This window comes from Kitasatospora sp. NPDC059577, assembly GCF_042735475.1.
GTDB lineage: Bacteria > Actinomycetota > Actinomycetes > Streptomycetales > Streptomycetaceae > Kitasatospora.
The window spans coordinates 156,170-158,546 of the sequence record NZ_JBHWBZ010000001.1 but is presented as its reverse complement, the minus strand read 5'-3'; the positions used below and the strand labels follow the sequence as shown (position 1 = coordinate 158,546).

1 protein-coding gene is annotated in these 2,377 nt (G+C 73.2%); it reads left to right on the top strand.

All coding sequences use genetic code 11. From position 1 onward, the window contains the following. Positions 1 to 611 precede the first annotated feature (611 nt). Positions 612 to 2,246 carry a DUF4331 domain-containing protein gene (locus tag ACFV0O_RS00745; RefSeq protein WP_380334366.1) on the top strand — a complete coding sequence of 545 codons (1,635 nt, stop codon included), beginning with the start codon at positions 612 to 614 and terminating at the stop codon, positions 2,244 to 2,246. The last annotated feature ends 131 nt before the right edge of the window (positions 2,247 to 2,377 follow it).

Here is a 2,377-nt window from a genome sequence, read left to right as displayed (position 1 = left end):
CCCTCCCCCGGGGCCGCCGCGCCCGCCACCCCTGGGCGCCCCCCCCCCCGCGGGGGCAGCCGGGGGCCCCCGCCCCCCCCCGGGGGGGGGGGGGGCACTTCTGCGTGTCGGGGCTGCGTGTCGGAGCTGCCTGTCCGGGCTGCGCAGCGAGCACCGTGCCGGGCAGCCGGTCGCGGCGCGGGAGGCGGCCGCCGGGGCCCGCGACGAGGAAGGGGTCCACCGGTCCGTCGCCGACCTGGCCGGTGCGCCGAGCAGACCAGCGCGCCGAGTGGACCTCACCACCGGGCTGCCGCCCCGTACCTGATCGCCTCGGCCGGGAGGACCGCAGGCTGCCCCGACTCCCGAACGGCGCAATGCGGTAGGCACGGCGGCACGGCATGTGATGACTTTATGAAGGGCTCACCACCTTCCGTCCGGCAGTGGACGTTCGCGCCACCATCCCGCCGCGGGATGCCCGGCATCGGCCCCGCACGCGCGTCGCACCCGGTCACGGTGACGGCGCCACGGAGCTCGCCGCACCCGGAAGCGGCGTCACTCGACGTCCGCGAGACCGGTGTGCCGGTCAGGCGCGGCACACCAACCGTCCGGACCATCCTCTCGAAAGACGGACCATGCAGCCTCCCCCTTCGCCCCGCCGGCCCTCCCTCGCGCGCCGCGCCGAACGGCCGCTGGCCGGGATGGGCGCGCTCGCCCTCGCCGCCGCCGGTGCCCTCGCCGGTCTCGCGCCCGGTGTCAGTTCCGCCTCCAGCCACCGTGAGGCGCCGCTGATCGCAGGTGATCCCCGCGCGGACAACACCGACGTGTACGCCTTCGTCAGTCCCGACAAGCCGGACACCGTCACACTGATCGCGAACTGGATCCCCTTCGAGGAGCCCAACGGCGGGCCGAACTTCTACGCGTTCGCGGACGACGCGCGCTACAACATCAAGATCGACGCCGATGGTGACGGCAAGGCCGACACCACCTACACCTGGACGTTCAGCAACCACTACCGCGACGACGCGAACCAGTTCCTCTACAACACGGGTGTCGTGAACAACCTGGACGACCAGACGCTGAACTTCCGCCAGACCTACACCCTCACGGAGACCCGTGCGGACGGGTCCACGAAGACCCTCCTCAAGGACGCGGTCGCTGCGCCGTCGAACACGGGCCAGGCCTCGATGCCCGACTACGCGTCGCTGCGCAAGCAGGCGACGTTCGACCTGCCCGGCGGCGGGCAGACCTACGCCGGGCAGGCTGACGACCCGTTCTTCCTCGACCTGCGGGTCTTCGACCTGCTCTACGGCGGGAACCTCAAGGAGTCCGGACACGACACCCTGAGCGGCTACAACGTCAACACCATCGCCATCCAGGTCCCCAAGAAGGACCTCGCGCTCAAGGGCGACCCGACCCGCAACCCCGTGATCGGCGTGTGGTCCACCACCGACCGCAGGGGCGCGACGGTCGTCGGCAGCGGTGACAAGGGCGGCGAGGGCACGAAGGACGACAAGGGCGGCGAGGGCTTCCGACAGGTCTCCCGGCTCGGCAACCCGCTGGTCAACGAGGTCGTCGTCCCGATCAAGTACAAGGACGCCTTCAACGCGCTGAGCCCCGAGAAGGACGCCACCGTCACCCCGGTGGTCGACAAGGTCAAGGACCCGATCGTGCCGAAGCTCATCCAGAGCGTCTACGGCATCCCGGCGCCCGCCACCCCGCGCAACGACCTGGTGGAGATCTTCCTCACCGGGATCTCGAAGAACTCCGGCGGTCCCATCCAGGCCGACCTCAACTCCCAGCTCCTCAACGCCGACGTGAGCAAGGACGCGTTCCTGCCCGGCGAGGAACTGCGCCTCAACATGTCCGTCCCGCCGGCGGCGTCCCCCAACCGCCTCGGTGTCCTCGCCAAGGACCTGGCCGGTTTCCCCAACGGCCGCCGCCTCGCCGACGACGTCGTCGACATCGAACTCCAGGCCCTGGAGGGCGCGGCACAGACCGGAACGATCGTGCCCGCCCTGGCCGCCGGTGACGGCGTGAACGCCAACGACCACGCCTTCGGCACGGCGTTCCCCTACGTCGCACTGCCGAACACCGCCGCCGTCAACCAGGCCACCTCCGGCAACCCCGGCGGCGGCGTCGCCGCCGGCCTCGGCGGCCTGTCCCTGGGCGGCTTCCCGATCGCCGGCGCCAGTGCGCTGGGCGGCGGGGTCCTGCTCACCGCGGCCGCCGTCTTCATGCTGCGCCGACGGCACAGCGCCCAGCGGTGACACGTCCGTTCAGCCGCGGGGGGGGGGGGGGGGGGGGCGCGCGCGGGCGGCGGCCGGGCCCCGCCGCGCCGCCCCCGGGCCCCCGCGGCGCGGCGGGGGAGGGCCCGCGGCGGCGCCCGCGCCGGCGCGCG